At 72.8% G+C, this 16,003-nt stretch carries 16 protein-coding genes; 13 read left to right on the top strand and 3 right to left on the bottom strand.

The window, feature by feature from the left end:
• The first annotated feature begins 52 nt into the window (after positions 1 to 52).
• The 12 genes from ACFWFR_RS02795 to ACFWFR_RS02740 all read left to right on the top strand — a co-directional run bounded on the left by ACFWFR_RS02795 (position 53) and on the right by ACFWFR_RS02740 (position 10,937).
• Complete coding sequence (locus tag ACFWFR_RS02795; RefSeq protein ID WP_377621037.1) at positions 53 to 1,606, top strand: ABC transporter ATP-binding protein; 1,554 nt, start codon at positions 53 to 55, stop codon at positions 1,604 to 1,606.
• Positions 1,603 to 2,859, top strand: coding sequence for an ABC transporter permease (locus ACFWFR_RS02790; RefSeq protein ID WP_191803722.1), 1,257 nt, complete (start codon positions 1,603 to 1,605; stop codon positions 2,857 to 2,859). Before ACFWFR_RS02795 ends, ACFWFR_RS02790 begins: the two co-directional genes overlap by 4 nt.
• A 5-nt stretch (positions 2,860 to 2,864) precedes the next feature.
• Complete coding sequence (locus ACFWFR_RS02785; RefSeq protein ID WP_377617608.1) at positions 2,865 to 4,133, top strand: ABC transporter permease; 1,269 nt, start codon at positions 2,865 to 2,867, stop codon at positions 4,131 to 4,133.
• 4 nt (positions 4,134 to 4,137) lie between these two features.
• Positions 4,138 to 4,548, top strand: a complete 411-nt coding sequence (locus ACFWFR_RS02780; protein ID WP_191803718.1) for a cytidine deaminase — start codon at positions 4,138 to 4,140, stop codon at positions 4,546 to 4,548.
• Positions 4,545 to 5,891, top strand: coding sequence for a thymidine phosphorylase (locus ACFWFR_RS02775; RefSeq protein WP_354509770.1), 1,347 nt, complete (start codon positions 4,545 to 4,547; stop codon positions 5,889 to 5,891). The genes ACFWFR_RS02780 and ACFWFR_RS02775 overlap by 4 nt, the downstream gene beginning before the upstream one ends.
• A gap of 1 nt (position 5,892) precedes the next feature.
• On the top strand, positions 5,893 to 6,327 hold the full coding sequence (locus ACFWFR_RS02770; protein WP_377617524.1) for a YidH family protein: 435 nt from the start codon (positions 5,893 to 5,895) through the stop codon (positions 6,325 to 6,327).
• A complete protein-coding gene (locus tag ACFWFR_RS02765) occupies positions 6,324 to 6,638 on the top strand; it encodes a DUF202 domain-containing protein (RefSeq protein WP_191803712.1) in 315 nt (104 codons plus the stop codon). The genes ACFWFR_RS02770 and ACFWFR_RS02765 overlap by 4 nt, the downstream gene beginning before the upstream one ends.
• Positions 6,639 to 6,696: 58 nt before the next feature.
• A complete protein-coding gene (locus tag ACFWFR_RS02760; RefSeq protein ID WP_377621034.1) occupies positions 6,697 to 7,800 on the top strand; it encodes a hypothetical protein in 1,104 nt (367 codons plus the stop codon).
• Between the two features lie 29 nt (positions 7,801 to 7,829).
• Entirely contained in the window at positions 7,830 to 8,102 is a 273-nt protein-coding gene (locus tag ACFWFR_RS02755; RefSeq protein ID WP_377621032.1) for a hypothetical protein, read from the top strand.
• 88 nt (positions 8,103 to 8,190) lie between these two features.
• A complete protein-coding gene (locus tag ACFWFR_RS02750) occupies positions 8,191 to 9,303 on the top strand; it encodes an adenosine deaminase (protein ID WP_191803706.1) in 1,113 nt (370 codons plus the stop codon).
• The gene (gene deoC / locus ACFWFR_RS02745) at positions 9,300 to 10,007 is read left to right on the top strand and encodes a deoxyribose-phosphate aldolase (protein WP_377617530.1); all 708 of its coding nucleotides are present in this window, start codon (positions 9,300 to 9,302) and stop codon (positions 10,005 to 10,007) included. Before ACFWFR_RS02750 ends, deoC begins: the two co-directional genes overlap by 4 nt.
• Positions 10,008 to 10,124: 117 nt before the next feature.
• Positions 10,125 to 10,937 carry a siderophore-interacting protein gene (locus tag ACFWFR_RS02740; RefSeq protein WP_377621030.1) on the top strand — a complete coding sequence of 271 codons (813 nt, stop codon included), beginning with the start codon at positions 10,125 to 10,127 and terminating at the stop codon, positions 10,935 to 10,937.
• An 11-nt stretch (positions 10,938 to 10,948) separates the two neighbouring features.
• Here the strand turns inward: ACFWFR_RS02740 and ACFWFR_RS02735 are convergent, their stop codons facing one another.
• Both ACFWFR_RS02735 and ACFWFR_RS02730 read right to left on the bottom strand, forming a co-directional pair.
• Positions 10,949 to 11,593 (bottom strand): response regulator, encoded by a 645-nt coding sequence (locus ACFWFR_RS02735; protein WP_191803700.1) that lies wholly within the window; start codon positions 11,591 to 11,593, stop codon positions 10,949 to 10,951.
• 56 nt (positions 11,594 to 11,649) lie between these two features.
• The gene (locus tag ACFWFR_RS02730; protein ID WP_377621028.1) at positions 11,650 to 12,933 is read right to left on the bottom strand and encodes a sensor histidine kinase; all 1,284 of its coding nucleotides are present in this window, start codon (positions 12,931 to 12,933) and stop codon (positions 11,650 to 11,652) included.
• A gap of 432 nt (positions 12,934 to 13,365) precedes the next feature.
• Here ACFWFR_RS02730 and ACFWFR_RS02725 point away from each other — a divergent pair, with 432 nt between their 5' ends.
• Positions 13,366 to 14,085 (top strand): DUF4352 domain-containing protein, encoded by a 720-nt coding sequence (locus tag ACFWFR_RS02725; RefSeq protein WP_377621026.1) that lies wholly within the window; start codon positions 13,366 to 13,368, stop codon positions 14,083 to 14,085.
• Between the two features lie 90 nt (positions 14,086 to 14,175).
• Here ACFWFR_RS02725 and ACFWFR_RS02720 read toward each other — a convergent pair whose 3' ends face one another.
• Positions 14,176 to 16,002, bottom strand: coding sequence for a phospho-sugar mutase (locus ACFWFR_RS02720; protein ID WP_377621024.1), 1,827 nt, complete (start codon positions 16,000 to 16,002; stop codon positions 14,176 to 14,178).
• Position 16,003: the final 1 nt, after the last annotated feature.

The raw sequence follows: 16,003 nt of genomic DNA, 5'->3' as shown, positions 1-16,003 counted from the left end.
GTCTTGGGCTAACGTCACAGGCAAGGCTGCCTGTGCATCGAAGGGACCGTACGTGAAGCTGGAGCTCCGCGGTATCACCAAGTCGTTCGGACCGCTCGTCGCCAACGACCACATCGACCTCGTCATCGAACCGGGGCAGATCCATGCCCTCCTCGGGGAGAACGGCGCAGGCAAGAGCACGTTGATGAACGTGCTGTTCGGCCTCTATCAGGCCGACTCGGGCGCCATCCTGCTCGACGACGAGGAGCGCGCCTTCCGGGGACCGGGTGACGCGCTCGCCGCCGGGATCGGCATGGTGCACCAGCACTTCATGCTCGTGCCCGTGTTCACCGTCGCAGAGAACGTCATGCTCGGGCACGAGGACGTCAAGGCCGGGGGGTTCCTGGACCTCGAGGCCGCCCGTGCCCGCGTCCGCGACCTGTCCGCGCGGTTCGGCTTCGGCCTGGACCCGGACGCCGTCGTCGAGGACCTGCCGGTCGGCGTGCAGCAGCGCGTCGAGATCGTCAAGGCGCTCGCACGCGAGGCCAAGGTCCTCATCCTCGACGAACCCACCGCGGTGCTGACCCCGCAGGAGACCGACGAGCTGATCGAGATCATGCGACAGCTCAAGGCCTCGGGCACCTCGATCGTCTTCATCACGCACAAGCTGCGCGAGGTCAAGGCCGTCGCGGACGTCATCACGGTCATCCGCCGCGGCGCCGTCGTCGGCAAGGCCGAGCCGACGGCCTCGGAGACCGAGCTCGCGTCGCTCATGGTGGGACGCTCGGTCTCGCTCGGCCTCGACAAGGCACCCGCGAAGCTCGGTGACGAGACCTTCGTGGTCACGGACCTCACGGTCCTCGCGCCCAACGGGCAGGCCGTCGTGGACCGCGTCTCGTTCTCGGTCGCGCAGGGCGAGATCCTCGCCGTCGCGGGCGTGCAGGGCAACGGGCAGACCGAGCTCACCGAGGCGATCCTCGGGTTGCTCCCCTCTGCGGAGGGGTCGATCGAGCTGCACGGCAAGGAGCTGCGGGGGCTCTCGCCCGACGCGGCCCTCGACGCCGGGATCGGGTTCGTCCCCGAGGACCGCAAGGTCGACGGCCTCGTCCTCGACTTCACGGTCGCGGAGAACCTCGTGCTCGACCTCTACGACAAGTCCCCGTACGCGCGGGGCATCGCGCTCAACCTGCCGGAGATCCGGCGCAACGCCGAGCACCGCATCACGGAGTTCGACATCCGCACGCAGGGCCCCGGCCAGGAGGTCGGCCGGCTCTCGGGCGGCAACCAGCAGAAGGTCGTCCTCGCGCGCGAGCTCTCGCGACCGCTCAAGCTCTTCATCGCGAGCCAGCCGACGCGCGGCGTGGACGTGGGTTCCATCGAGTTCCTGCACCGCCGCATCGTCCAGGAGCGTGACAACGGCACGCCGGTGATCATCGTCTCGACCGAGCTCGACGAGGTCGTGGAGCTCGCCGACCGGATCGCCGTGATGTACCGCGGGCGCATCGTGGGCTTCGTCCCCCCGACGACCTCCCGCGAGGTGCTCGGCCTCATGATGGCCGGCGTGCCCTACGACGAGGCCACCGCACAGGTGACCGACCAGACCGACACGACGGGAGCAACCCAGTGACCGACCAGCAGCCCGTCCCTCCGGCGACGGGGGAGCCGGCCCCCGAGGCGCCGCGCGCGGCGAAGCCCGCGAGCGACGCCCGCTGGGCTGCGACCTTCCGGGAGATCACGACGGGCCCGTTCGGCGTCACCGTCCTGGCGTTCGTCCTCGCGCTCGTCATCGGCGGACTCCTGATCATCGTCACCGACCCTGACGTGACCGCCGCCGCGAGCTACCTCTTCGCCAAGCCCGCCGACTTCTTCGGCGCGGCCTGGAGCGCCGTGAGCGACGCCTACTCGGCGATGTTCCGCGGCGCGGTCTTCAACTACGAGGCCCCCACGTTCGCTCGTGGCATCCGCTCGCTGACCGAGACCATGACGGTCTCGACGCCGCTCATCATCGCGGCCCTCGGCGTGGCGGTCGGCTTCCGCGCGGGCCTGTTCAACATCGGCGCCCAGGGGCAGGTCCTCATGGGTGCTGCGATCGGTGGCTACGTCGGCTTCGCCTGGAGCCTGCCGCCCGTCCTGCACCTGCTGCTCGCGCTGCTCGGCGGCGTGCTCGCGGGTGGGTTCTGGGCAGGCATCGCCGGGTTCCTCAAGGCCCGTACGGGTGCGCACGAGGTGATCGTGACGATCATGCTGAACTACGTCGCGCTCTACCTGGTCGCGTGGTTCCTCACGACCAGCGCGTTCACCCGGCCCGGCTCCAACCAGCCCAAGAGCCCGGGCGTCAAGGACACGGCCCAGCTGCCGCTGCTGCTCGGCGACCAGTTCCGCCTCAACGCGGGCTTCCTGGTCGCGATCCTCGCCGCGGTCTTCGTCTGGTGGCTCATGTCCCGCTCGACGTGGGGCTTCCGGTTCCGCGCGGTGGGCTCCAACCCGCAGGCCGCCCGGACCGCAGGCATGGGCGTGGCGTCCTCGTTCGTGCTCGTCATGGTCGTCTCGGGTGCCCTCGCGGGCCTCGCCGGTGCCGTGCAGATCCTCGGCACCGAGAAGGCGCTGACCGGTGGGATCGCCGGATCCATCGGGTTCGACGCGATCACCGTCGCCCTGCTGGGCAGGTCCAAGCCGCTCGGCATCTTCTTCGCCGGTCTGCTGTACGCCGGGCTCAACGTGGGTGGCCGGGCTATGGAGGCCTCGACGGGTACGTCGATCAACATCGTCCTGGTCATCCAGTCGCTCGTCGTGCTCTTCATCGCGGCCCCGCCGCTCGTGCGGGCGATCTTCCGGCTGCCCGCCCCGAACCCCGTCGTCGTGAAGGGAGCCAGCGCATGACCGCCATGGCCGCACCGCGTACCCAGGTCGCTGCCGTGACGGCGACCCGCAGCTGGAAGGTCCCCATCACGCTCGGGGTCTTCGGCCTGCTCTCGTTCGTCCTGTTCGGTCTCCTGGGACCTGCTGGTTCCGTGACGACCTTCGGGATCTCGACCGGGGCCGACCTCCTCAAGTTCGACCCGGTCGAGCTCCCCACGCGGGCCACCGCGATCGTCCTCTCGGTGCTCTGCCTGCTCCTGGCGGGCTACGCGACCGTGCGGGTCCGCGCGGACCAGCCGGTGGGCCGTTGGGTGCTCGCGGTCTTCGGCGTGCTGTGGGTCCTGACGTTCCTCGTGTGGGCCGTCGCGGACAAGAGCACGTCGATCGTGAGCCTCCTGCAAGGCTCGCTGCTCCTCGCCGTCCCGCTCGCGTTCGGTGCGCTCGGCGGTCTGCTCAACGAGCGGGCCGGCGTCGTCAACATCGCGATCGAGGGTCAGCTGCTCACGGGCGCGTTCGGCGCCGCGGTGCTCGCCTCGGTCGTGGGCAACGCGTACGTGGGTCTGGTGGCCGCGCCGCTCGCCGGGCTGCTGATCGGCGCGATGCTCGCACTGTTCACGGTCAAGTACCACGTGAACCAGATCATCGTCGGTGTCGTGCTCAACGTGTTCGCGGTGGGTCTGACGAGCTTCCTGTTCTCCTCGGTGCTCAAGAACGACCCCGCGACGCTCAACACGCCCCCGCGCCTGCCGACGCTCCCGATCCCGCTGCTCTCCGAGATCCCGATCATCGGTCCGGTCCTGTTCCGCCAGTCGATCATCGTGTACCTGCTCTACGTCGCGGTCATCGTCATCAGCATCGCGCTCTTCCGCACACGCTGGGGCCTGCGCGTCCGCTCGGTCGGGGAGTACCCCCAGGCCGCGGACACGGTCGGCATCAACGTGAACCGCACCCGGTGGGGCAACGTCCTGCTCGGGTCCATGGTCGCGGGCCTCGGCGGCGCGTTCTTCACGATCGGGTCCGTGGGAGCGTTCGGCCAGGAGATGACGGCGGGCAAGGGGTACATCGCGCTCGCCGCGATGATCCTGGGCCGCTGGAGCCCGTGGGGCGCCCTAGGAGCCGCGCTGCTCTTCGGGTTCGCCGACAAGCTGCAGCAGGTGCTCGGCGTCCTCGAGACCCCGATCCCCAACCAGTTCATGCTCATGCTGCCCTACGTCGTGACGATCTTCGCGGTCGCCGGCCTGGTCGGTCGCGTGCGCGGGCCCGCTGCCGCGGGCGAACCGTACGTGAAGGGATGACCGGATGAGCGACGAGACACCGACGATCGACTGGGAGGCCCTGCGGGTCGCCGCCCGGGCCGCGATGGAGAAGGCGTACGCGCCGTACTCCTCGTTCAAGGTCGGGGCGGCCGCGCTGGTCGACGACGGCCGGCTGGTCACGGGAGCCAACATCGAGAACGCGGCGTACGGCGTGACGCTGTGCGCCGAGTGCTCGCTCGTGAGCGACCTGATCGGGAGCGGGGGCGGGCGCCTCGTGGCGTTCGCGTGCGTCGACGGGCACGGCGACGTGCTCATGCCGTGCGGTCGGTGCCGCCAGCTCCTGTGGGAGCACGGCGGGCCCCGGCTGCTCGTGGAGACGACTCGCGGCATCAAGCCCATGACCGATGTGCTGCCCGACGCTTTCGGGCCCGAGGATCTGGTGGAGAGAGCATGAGCACGCAGAGCACTCCGGTGGGCGCCTCCGGCGCGCTGCCGAACAAGGAGACCGAGTCGTTCGACGCGGTCGACGTCATCCGCACCAAGCGGGACAAGGGCCGCCTGTCGGCCGAGCAGATCGACTGGGTCATCGACGCCTACACGCGCGGTGTCGTGGCCGAGGAGCAGATGGCCGCCCTCAACATGGCGATCCTGCTCAACGGCATGGACCGTACGGAGATCGGTCGCTGGACCGCGGCCATGATCGCCTCGGGCGAGCGCATGAACTTCTCGGCGCTCTCGCGGCCCACGGCCGACAAGCACTCGACGGGAGGCGTCGGGGACAAGATCACGCTGCCGCTCGCCCCGCTCGTCGCGGTGTTCGGCGTGGCCGTCCCGCAGCTCTCGGGGCGCGGCCTCGGGCACACCGGGGGCACGCTCGACAAGCTCGAGTCCATCCCCGGCTGGCGCGCCGCGCTGACGAACGAGCAGATGATGAACCAGCTCGAGCACGTGGGCGCCGTCATCTGCCAGGCGGGCTCGGGCCTGGCCCCGGCCGACCGCAAGCTCTACGCGTTGCGCGACGTCACGGCCACGGTCGAGGCGATCCCGCTCATCGCGTCCTCGATCATGAGCAAGAAGATCGCCGAGGGCACGGGGGCGCTCGTCCTGGACGTCAAGGTCGGCTCGGGTGCGTTCATGAAGGACCTCGAGCAGGCGCGCGAGCTCGCGCGCACCATGGTGGACCTGGGCACGGACGCGGGGGTCCGCACGGTCGCGCTGCTGACCGACATGTCGACCCCGCTCGGCCTCACGGCCGGCAACGCGCTCGAGGTCCGCGAGACGCTCGAGGTGCTCTCCGGCGGGGGACCGCGCGACGTCGTCGACCTCACGGTCGCGCTCGCGGTCGAGATGCTCGACGCGGCGGGCAAGCCCGTCCCGGAGGAGGAGGTGCGGCACGCGCTCTCGAACGGCCGGGCCATGGACAAGTGGCGCGAGATGATCGCGGAGCAGGGCGGCGACGCCCGCGCACCGCTGCCCGTGGCACGCGAGAAGGAGCACGTGGTCGCGGACCGCGACGGCGTGCTCTCGCACCTGGACGCGTTCGGCGTGGGTGTCGCGGCCTGGCGCCTCGGAGCGGGCCGCGCCCGCAAGGAGGACCCGGTGCAGGCCGGGGCCGGGATCGAGATCCACGCCAAGCCGGGCGACGTGGTCACCAAGGGGCAGCACCTGCTCACGCTCCACACCGACACCCCGGAGCGGTTCGACCGGGCGGTCGAGGCGCTCGACGGCGCCTGGGCCGTCGCAGACCCGGGCACGGTCGTCGAGACGCCTGCCCTGATCCTCGACCGGCTCGCCTGACATGACGTCGGAGGGGGAGGCCCCGGGGGGCGCGGCACCGCGCGACCCGGCGGCCTCCCTGCCCGACGACCGTCGACCGCGTTCGGTCTACGGGGTCGGCGAGGAGCCGGACATCCGCTTCAGCCTGGCCAACGAGCGCACCGCGCTCGCGTGGGTGCGCACGGGGCTCGGCCTGGTCGCGGGCGGGGTCGCGCTGACGTCCTTCGCGTCGTTCGCGGACCTCACCGGGTTCGTCGACCTGATCGCCGCGGTGGCCTGTCTCGCCGGGGCCGGGTTCGCGGGGTACGCGCTCCTCTCCTGGAAGCGCGTCGAGCGGGCGATCCGCCGGGGTGAACCGCTGCCGTCGCCGAACGGTCTGCCCGTGCTGGTCGCGGGCGTCGTCGTCCTGGCGCTGCTCGTGGCCGGGTACGCGGTCACCGAGGTCTGGCGGCGGTGACACCGCCGACCCGGGACCCCGGGCTCCAGCCCGAGCGCACGGCTCTGGCCTGGCAGCGCACGGTCCTCGCGGTCGTGATCGGTGCCATCCTGCTCGCGGTCGCGGGCCTGCGCGCGGGGCAGCCCGTCCTCGCGGCGTGCGCGGGGGTGCTCGCGGTCGCGACGCTCGTGCCCGCGGTCCTGCGGCCGCCGTCGGGCGGGCTGCCCCGCGACGGTCGGCTGCGGTCGTGGGGGTTCCTGGTCAGGGTCGCGTCGCTCGTGGGGACCCTGGGCCTGCTGGGCGCGGCGAGCGCGCTCGTCCGGCTGCTCTGAGGGCTGCGACGCGGGGAGCGAGGCCCTCGTGGGGCTCGAAGGATGGCAGGCTGTCCGGATGATCCTCGCCGACCTCCAGCTCACCCGGGTCCTGCGCGCAGCGGGCGCCGGCCGGGGTCCGTTGCCCCCGTCGCCCCCTGCGGGGCGCTACGTCCTGCCCGACGGCGCGGCCGCTTCGGCGCGTCGGGCCGCCCTGCGCGCGGGGCATCCCGGGCAGGTCGCGGACCGGCTCGTCACGGTGCTCGAGTCGTTGCGCCCGTGGGAGCGCGAGCACGTGCTCGACCCTCTGCGTCGCCGTGCGGTCGCCCCTGACCAGCGCCGTGACCTCGCGGGCGGAACCGGCCCGGTGGCGGGCCGCCCGGTCGCCCAGGGCCAGGGTTCTGCTCCCGGCCGCCCCGACCTGCGCTTCCCGGAGCCGCTCGTGCTGGGCCGGGCCCGGGCGGTGCAGGTCGACGAGACGACGTGCGGGTCCGCGGTCCTCGCCGTCCTGGCCGCGGCGGGAGACCCCGTGGTCGCGCTGTGGCTCGTCGCGGGTACCGACGTCTCGCGAGGGGCCGGCGAGCACGTCGTGAGCGAGGGCCAGGTGGACGCGACCGCCCGGGAGCTCGAGACGTCGTCGGGCCGGTTCCAGGCGCTCCAGCGCCTCCTCAAGGCGCGCACGACGCGCGCCGCGCTCGGTCCCCTCCCGTGGCCCGGCGGGCTCGGGACGCCACCCTGGACGGCTGCGCGCGACGCCCGCTACGCCGACGTGCGCTTCACGCACCGGATCGTCGCGGGCGGCGGCCCGGGCGACCCGGTGCTCGCGAGCGCGCTGCGGTCCGCGGCCGCGGGCGTGCCCGTGTCGCTGTACACGGGCGGCGACGTCGGGACCGGGTGGTCCACCGCGGTGCCGCGCCACGTGGTGCTGCTGGCCGGGGTGAGCGGGCCGCAGGACGGGACGGGCGCGGACGGCGGGACGAGCGCGCACGGCGGGCGCTGGTGCTCGCTGTACGAGCCGTCGTCCGGGGCGCTGCACCGTGTGCGGGTCGCGGACCTCCTCGCGGGCACGCGCGTCGCGGGGGAGCCGAGCAAGGCCGTTCGCCGCGCGCTCGGGGGCTGGCCGCACGTCACCTGGGCGGTCCTGCCCGCCGGACGGGCTGGCGGGTCGCGCCGGGTCGGGTGACGATGGAGAGACGGCGAGAGGAGCACCCCATGAGCACCGTGCCCGGAGCGGAGGCCTGGCGAGACGCCGGGCTGGTCACGCCCGACGACGTCCCGACGAACCTGGTCGAGGAGGAGTCGCAGGGCGAGCCGCGGCCCTCGCCCGAGGACGCAGAGGACTACACCCCGGGGACCCCACGACCCGACCTGGACGGTGAGGCCGCCGAGGCCGACGTCGTCGAGCAGGCGGCCGTGGTCCCGGTCGGCGAGGGCGGCGACGAGGATGCGGACGCCCCGGGGGGTCCTGGCGGCGACGGCGCGTGAGACAGCATGACCGCCCGTGACGTAGCCGTGACCTGCCCGGCGGGGCGGCCGTCGGGTGCACCCGTCCCGTGCCCGGTAGCGTGAGCGCATGACCTCCACACCCTCCTCAGTGAGCGAGACCGTCGCGGCGATCGCCGCGCTCCCCAAGGTCGTCCTCCACGACCACCTCGACGGCGGGCTGCGTCCCGCGACGATCATCGAGCTGGCCGCTGCGATCGGGCACGACCTGCCCGCGACCGAGCCGGACGCGCTGGGCACCTGGTTCGTCGAGTCGGCGGACTCGGGCTCGCTCGTGCGCTATCTCGAGACCTTCGACCACACCATCGCCGTCATGCAGACGCCCGAGGCGCTCGCGCGCGTCGCCCGCGAGTCCGTCCTCGACCTCGCCGCGGACGGCGTCGTGTACGCCGAGCAGCGCTGGGCCCCCGAGCAGCACCTGCAGCGCGGCCTGAGCCTGCAGGACACCGTGGACGCCGTCCAGGCCGGGCTCGAGGAGGGCGTGGCCCTCGCAGCGGCCCAGGGGCGCACGATCCGCGTGGGGCAGCTCGTCACCGCGATGCGGCACGCCGACCGCTGGCAGGAGATCGCCGAGCTCGCCGTGGCCAACCGTGGCAACGGCGTGGTCGGGTTCGACATCGCGGGTGCAGAGGACGGCTTCCCGCCCTCGCGCTTCCCCGACGTGTGGCAGTACCTGGCCGACGAGAACTTCCCCGTGACGATCCACGCGGGCGAGGCCTCGGGCGTCACGTCGATCGCCGAGGCGGTCCACCTGGGCCAGGCCTCGCGCGTGGGCCACGGCGTGCGCCTCATCGAGGACATCTCGTTCGACGAGAGCCACGGCACCGCGGCCCTGGGGCAGTTCGCCCACTGGGTCCGTGACCACCAGATCCCGCTCGAGCTGTGCCCCGTCTCCAACCTGCAGACCGGTGCGGCGGGCTCGATCGCGACGCACCCCATCACGCGCCTGAAGGAGCTCGACTTCGCGGTCACGCTCAACACGGACAACCGCCTCATGTCGCGCACGTCCATGACCCACGAGATGACGCTGCTCGTCGAGCAGGCCGGCTGGACGCTCGAGGACCTCTACGACGTCACGGCCACGGCCGCGTGGAGCGCCTTCATCCACCACGACGAGCGCCGCGCGCTCATCGACGACGTCATCCTCCCCGGTTACCAGGAGATCCAAGGAGCACAGCTGTGAGCACCGCAGGCACGTCCCCCCTGGACCGCGCGTCCCTCGCGCAGTTCGTCGACCACACCCTCCTCAAGCCCGAGGCGACCCGCGCGGACTTCGAGGCGCTCGTCGACGAGGGCGTCGCGCTCGGCGTCTACTCGGTGTGCGTCTCGCCCTCGGTCCTGCCGCTCGACGGCAAGGGCCTGAAGATCGCGACCGTGTGCGGGTTCCCGTCGGGCACCCACCACAGCGAGGTCAAGGCCGCGGAGGCGGCCCGTTCGGTCGCCGACGGCGCGGACGAGGTCGACATGGTCATCGACCTGGGTGCGGCCAAGGCGGGCGACTGGGCGTACGTCCAGGCCGACATCGCCGCTGTCCGTGCGGCGGTCCCGGCGCCCAAGGTGCTCAAGGTCATCATCGAGTCCGCCGCGCTGACGGACCACGAGATCGTCGAGGCGTGCCGCGCCTCGGAGGCCGCGGGTGCCGACTTCGTCAAGACCTCGACGGGCTTCCACCCGGCGGGCGGGGCCTCGACGCACGCGGTGTCCATCATGGCCGAGACCGTGGGCGGACGCCTCGGGGTCAAGGCCTCGGGCGGTGTGCGCACGCTCGCCGACGCGCTCGCGATGATCGAGCACGGGGCGACGCGCCTGGGTCTGTCGGGCACCGCTGCCGTGCTCGCGGGCTTCGACGGGATCGAGCCTGCTGAGAACGGCTCGTCGGGCTACTGACACGTCCGTGCTGACCGAGGGGTGACCGTGCCTGGACGGGCGGTCACCCCTCGGCGCGTTCGGGGTTAGGCTAGCCTCACTTCGCCATCGCGGGCGGAGCGCACCTTGGAGGACCGCATGACAGACCCCGCCCCCCGCAGGCCCGAGCGCGTCGCGACCCACGCCGTGGTCGTCCGCACCGAGCAGCTCACGCCGCACATGATCCGCGTCGTCCTCGGAGGGGACGGTCTCGACGGGTTCGACGCCGGCCCGTACACCGACCACTACGTCAAGCTCCTCTTCCCGGACGCGGCTGGTCCCGAGGGCCGCGTCCCGATGCGCACGTACACGATCCGCTCGTGGGACCCCGTGGCGCGCGAGCTGGCCATCGACTTCGTGGCGCACGGCGACGAGGGCCTCGCCGGTCCGTGGGCGGCCGCCGCCCAGGTGGGCGACCCGATCTCCTTCTTCGGCCCCGGTGGTGACTACGCGCCGTCGGGCTCGGCGGACTGGCACCTGCTCGTGGGGGACGAGAGCGCGCTGCCCGCGATCGCCGCGGCTCTCGAGGCCATGCCCGACGGCGTGCCCGTCCTCGCGGTCGTCGAGGTCGCCTCGGCGGACGAGGAGCAGGCCCTCACGTCGCCCGGAGCGCTCGACCTGCGGTGGGTGCACCGCGACGAGCACCCCGACCGCGCGCCCGGGGAGGCGCTCGTCGAGGCCGTCGAGTCGCTCACGTTCCTGCCCGGGACGCCACAGGTGTTCCTGCACGGCGACGCCGGGTTCGTGCGCACGCTGCGCCGCCACGTCCGGCTCGAGCGCCAGGTGCCCTTGACGTCGCTGTCCGCGTCGGGCTACTGGCGCCGTGGACGCACCGAGGAGGGCTGGCGTGCCGAGAAGGCCGACTGGAAGGCCGCCGTGGAGCGCGACGAGGAGCCTGCGCTGCGGTCCTGAGCGCCGGTCGCTCAGCGGGCGCGCTCGACGGCGATCGCGAGCGCGACCCGGTTGGGCATGTCGAGCTTGGTCATGGTGCGGCTCAGGTGCGTCTTGACCGTGGCCTCGGCACAGTAGAGGCGTTCGCCGATCTGTGCGTTGCTCAGCCCTTCCGCGACACCCTGGGCGATCTGGCGCTCGCGGTCGGTGAGCTGGTCGAGGAGCGCGCGGGCCCGCTGCTGCTCGCTCGTCACCTGTCCCTGCGCGACGCGCGAGACGACGTAGCGGACCACGCGGGGCGCCAGCACCGACTCGCCGTCCGCGACGGCGAGGACGCCCCCGATGAGCTCCGCCGGCGAGGCGTCCTTGAGCAGGAACCCGCCCGCACCGGACTCGAGCGCTCCCAGGACGTCCGTGTCGCTCTCGAAGCTCGTCAGGACCAGGACGACCGGAGGCTCGGGGAGCAGGCGCAGCGCGCGGGTCGCCTCGATGCCCTGGACCCTTGCCATGCGCAGGTCCATGAGCACCACGTCGGGACGGTGGGCGAGGAACGCCGGGACGGCCTCGTCGCCGTCGGTCGCCTCGGCCACCACCTCGATGCGCGGACTGCTCGACAGGATCAGGCGGAGGCCGGTGCGGACGAGCGCATCGTCGTCGACCAGGAGGACTCGGATCACGCGTCGATCGTAGGGCGAAGCACCCACACCTGGGCCCGCCGTCCGGTGAGGGCGTCTCAGCCGACGTCGACCGCGTCGCTCACCCACGGCAACCAGACGTCCACGACGAAGCAGCCCTCCTGGGGGCCGAGCGTGGCCCGCCCGCTGAGGAGCTTGGCCCGCTCGGCGATCCCCGTGATCCCCGCCCGGCTCCCGGGTGCTCGTGGGCCGACGGACCCGGGGAGCGGATTGGTCACGCGCAGGCTCACGCCGCTCGCCGGGTCCCCGCCGAGGTCGATGAGGACCTCGCTCCCGGGCGCGTGCTTGTGCACGTTGGTCAGCGACTCCTGGAGGATCCGGTAGGTCGCTCGCGCCACGTGCGGGCTGATCGACGAGGCGTCGTTGAAGACGACCGTCGCGACGAGCCGCGTGCCAGCCGCCCGGGTGGTGGCGAGCAAAGCAGGAAGGTCGGACAGCGTGCCCCCTGCCCTCTGCGCCTGCCGGTGGGCGAGCCCGTCCGGGTCGCGAAGGATCTCGATCAGGTCCCGGAGGTCCTCGAGCGACCGGTGGGCGTTCTCACGGACCACCTTGGCCGCGTCGCGGAGCTGCCCGTCCTCCTCGGGGACCGACACCTCGAGCACTCCCGAGTGGAGCGAGACCAGGGAGAGGCTGTGGGCCAGGGTGTCGTGCACCTCACGCGCGATGAGCTGACGCTCCTGCTGGCGCGCGACCTCCTCCTGCTGGCGGGTCACCTCGTCCCTCAGCTCCTCGGTGACCACGTCCTTGCGGGCGACCTCGTCGCGCAGGTGCTCGGCCACGACCTCGTGGCGCTGGGCCTCGCCACGGAACCGTCCCACCTGGTAGTGGGCGCGGCGCGCCCAGCCGACGCTCACCGAGAGCGCGAGCCCGGCCGCCGCGAGGAGCACGTACACCCACTCCGGCGCACCGACGGCCTCGGTGGACCCGGTCGCCGTGAACGAGAAGATGCGTCCCTCGACGGGCCGCAGGGCGTCGCGGGTCAACGAGACGATCGTGGCGAGAGCCGTGAGCGCGCCCAGCAGCCATCCGACCCGGACCGGGCGCGACGAGACGACCCAGGACAACGCCACGAGGGCGCCGATCGCGTCCAGGGGGAAGAGGAGCGCGCCCCCGCAGGCGATCAGGCAGACCGCGACCGGGTAGCGGCGGCGGAACACGAGCATGGTCGCGATGCCGACCGCGGACGCCCAGCCGATCAGGACCCAGAGGAAGACCACGTCCGAGATCTCCGGGCCGTCCACGCCGTCGAGCGTCCCCGCTGCGGAGCCCGCGAAGGCGATGCACACGGACGAGGCGACGAACGACGCGACGACGATCCACACGGTCGAGGCACGGGACCACCAGCGTCGGCCGTCCGTCGGCCGGTCGGGGACCGTTCCGGGGGAGGGTTCGGACGCGGCGGCAGGAACCGCTGCCGGACGGCGACCCTGGTGAGCAGCGGCCTGTCCTTGCCCCTGCTGCCGTGGCGGCGGCCAAGAACCACCCGTCGGGCCGGCGCCCGCCCACCCCGGAGGCACGGGGCGGCCGGGGGGCGGCGTCGCGCGAGGCCAGGGAGAGCCCGAGGGCGGGTACGGGGTGGTCACGGCCCCAGCGTAGGGAACACCACCGACGGCGGGGTCCGTCGACCGGTTCGGGAGGCCAGGGGCCACGTACGACTTTCGGTGCGCTGGTCGTACCCGGTCCGACGACGCGCCCGCCCGGTGCGACGCGATGGAGTGGTCCCGTACCGATCCGGAACCACGAGAGGCCCTCCCATGAACAGCGACCCGACGCAGCAGCCGCCCGTCCAGCAGTACCCGCAGCAGCAGTACCCGCAGCAGCAGTACCCGAACCCGCCCTTCCCGGGGCAGCCGCAGCCGCCCCTCGCCCCCGTGCCGCGCAAGTCGTTCTTCGCGCGGCACAAGGTCCTCACGGTCTTCCTGGCGATCCTCGCGCTGGTGGTCGTCGTCTCGGTCGCGTCCGGCCTCGGGGGCGACGAGCTGGCCGGCACCACGGCGACGGTGGGCACGACCGGGACCGGCGACGCAGCCCCGGAGGGCGAGCCCGACGGGCAGGCTCCGGCCGCACCGGAGGAGACGGTGCCCGGTATCGGCACGGCCGTGCGCGACGGGAAGTTCGAGTTCACCGTCACGGCCGTCGAGCCGGGCGTCGCCAGCGTGGGCGACGAGCTCCTGAGCGTCGACGCCCAGGGGCAGTTCGTCCTGGTCCACGTCACGGTGACGAACGTCGGCGACGCGGCCCAGATGTTCGACGCGAGCTCGCAGAAGCTGTTCGACGCCCAGGGGCGCGAGCACTCGGCCGACTCCACGGCCGGGATCTACCTGGGAGACGCCAACAGCTTCCTCAACGACATCAACCCCGGCAACTCGATCCAGGGCGTCGTGGTGTTCGACGTCCCTGCCGACGCGGTGCCGGCGAGCATCGAGCTGCACGACTCGTTCATGTCGGGTGGCATCTCGGTCGCACTGGGCTGACGGCCCGTCCTGGACAGGTCTCGCCGGGAACGACGGAGGCCGTCCCCCGCTCCGTGAAGGAGCGAGGGACGGCCTCTGGGCTGCGTCCCGTCAGATCCCGAGCGCCTCCGCGACGTCGCGACGGACGTGGTCCAGCCGGGTCCGCGCGAACGCGCGGGCGGCCGTGAGGTCGTCGTAGCTCGCGTCGGGCGCGACCGGGACGATGACCTCGAGGTAGCACTTGACCTTGGGCTCGGTGCCGCTGGGGCGCACGATGACCCGGGTCCCGTCCGCGGACAGCAGCCGCACGCCGTCGGTCGGGGGCAGACCGTCGAGGCCGTCCGAGAGGTCGACGACCTCGCTCACCCCCGAGCCCGCGAGCGTCCGCGGGGGCGCTGCGCGCAGCCGCGACATGGCCGCCGTGATCTGGTCCAGGTCCGTGAACCGGGCCGAGAGCTGGTCGGTCACGTGCAGGCCGTGCGCGCGCGCCAGGTCGTCGAGCGCGTCGACGAGCGTGCGACCCTCGGCCTTGAGCCTGTTGGCGAGCTGTGCGAGGAGCAGCGCAGCGCTGATGCCGTCCTTGTCGCGCACGTTCTGCGGGTCCACGCAGTACCCGAGCGCCTCCTCGTAGCCGTAGACCAGGCCGTCGACGCGCGAGATCCACTTGAACCCCGTGAGCGTCGAGGCGTAGCCCAGGCCGTGGCTCTCGGCGATCTTGCGCAGCAGCCGCGAGGACACGATCGAGCTCGCGAAGAACTGCGTCCCGGGCGCGATGCGCAGCCGTGCCGCCCGCTTGCCGATCTCCTCGCCGAGGAGCGAACCCACCTCGTCGCCGTGCAGCATGCGCCACCCGTTCGAGCGCGCGGTCTCGGCCCCCTGATAGGTCCCGACGCGCGGGTCGTAGACCGCCAGCGCGCACCGGTCGGCGTCAGGGTCGTTCGCGATCACGAGGTCTGCCTTGGCGTCCTGCGCGTACGCGAGCGCGAGGTCGATCGCGCCGGGCTCCTCCGGGTTGGGGAAGGCCACGGTCGGGAACAGGGGGTTCGCCTCGAACTGCTCGGCGACGCTGATGACGTCGGTGAAGCCCGCGTCCTCGAGGACCCGGTTGACGACGGCCCCGCCCACGCCGTGCAGCGGGGTCGCGACGATGCGCAGGTCGCGCGCCGCGCCGTCGGACAGGCGACCCACCGACTCGACGTAGCCGAGCGCGAGGTCCCGGCCCAGGACCGTCCAGCCGTCGACCGCCCGCGGAACCCGTGCGGCCACCGGGGCACGGCGGATCGCTGCGGCGATCTCGGCGTCGTACGGGGGCACGATCTGAGCGCCCTGGCCCGAGTCGGTCACGACCCGTCCGCCGAGGTAGACCTTGTAGCCGTTGTCCTGGGGAGGGTTGTGGCTCGCGGTGACCATGACGCCCGCGTCGGCGCCCAGGTGGCGCACGGCGTAGGCGAGGACGGGAGTGGGGAGGGCCGACGGGAGGATCGACGCCTCGACCCCCGCGGCGGTGAAGACCGCCGCGCTGTCCTGGGCGAACGTGTGCGAGTGGTGGCGGGCGTCGTAGCCGATGACGACCCGCGGGGTCTGGCCGGGCAGCGCGTCGAGCAGGAACGACGCGAGGCCGGCGGCCGCCCGGATGACGACCGCGCGGTTCATGCGGTTGGGGCCGGCCGCCATCTCGCCCCGGAGGCCCGCCGTTCCGAACTGCAGCGTCCCGGAGAAGCGGTCTCGGAGCTCGGCGCGGGCCCGCGCGCGCACCTCGTGGTCGCGCGGGTCGGGCGAGTCGGCCTCCGTGAGCAGCGTGCGCAGCTCGACCTGGTCGGCGGGCTCGGGGTCCGCCTCGATCCAGGCCTCGACCTGCTCGAGGAAGGCCGCGTGGCCGGCGCCGGCCTCGTACCCGGGGTCGTCGACCTCGTTGGCCAGGGGCTCGGGGTTCGTCATC

Origin of the sequence: Oerskovia sp. NPDC060287, assembly GCF_042726775.1 — a bacterium.
Lineage (GTDB): Bacteria > Actinomycetota > Actinomycetes > Actinomycetales > Cellulomonadaceae > Oerskovia > Oerskovia merdavium.
Note: the sequence above shows the minus strand (reverse complement) of the source record. Positions and strands in the feature narration are given on the sequence as shown.